This is a genomic window from Microtetraspora sp. AC03309 (assembly GCF_020826795.1).
GTDB lineage: Bacteria > Actinomycetota > Actinomycetes > Streptosporangiales > Streptosporangiaceae > Microtetraspora > Microtetraspora glauca.
The window spans coordinates 1-374 of the sequence record NZ_JADDIL010000662.1 but is presented as its reverse complement, the minus strand read 5'-3'; the positions used below and the strand labels follow the sequence as shown (position 1 = coordinate 374).

Here is a 374-nt window from a genome sequence, read left to right as displayed (position 1 = left end):
GTTCGGGATCCGGGTCAATTCGGTCCATCCTTACGGCACCGACACCCCGATGGGCAACGACATTTCGATGTACAAGTTGCTGCAGGACCATCCGAACTACATCCACAGCTTCTCCCCCGGCGCGTTACCGACGGATTCGCTCATCGCGCCGGACACCATCTCCGACATCGTGCTCTGGCTGGCCAGTGATGCATCGTCGTTGGTCACCGCCGCCCAGATCCCGGCAGACAAGGGGTATCTGAAGATCTGAGCGGCGGCGCCGGTCTAAAGCCGCGAGTGCTCGGAGATGCTGGTATCTGTGGTGCGCAGTGGACGAATCAGCGCATCCTGACTGAACGAGGCGATGAGTTCGCCGTCTTCGGTGTGCACCGCAC

The 374-nt window shown here is 61.0% G+C and carries 1 protein-coding gene; it reads left to right on the top strand.

Annotated features, from left to right (window positions below):
* Nucleotides 1-250: SDR family oxidoreductase (locus IMZ11_RS44840; protein WP_228649923.1), on the top strand; the 250-nt coding region annotated here is incomplete at its 5' end.
* Nucleotides 251-374: the final 124 nt, after the last annotated feature.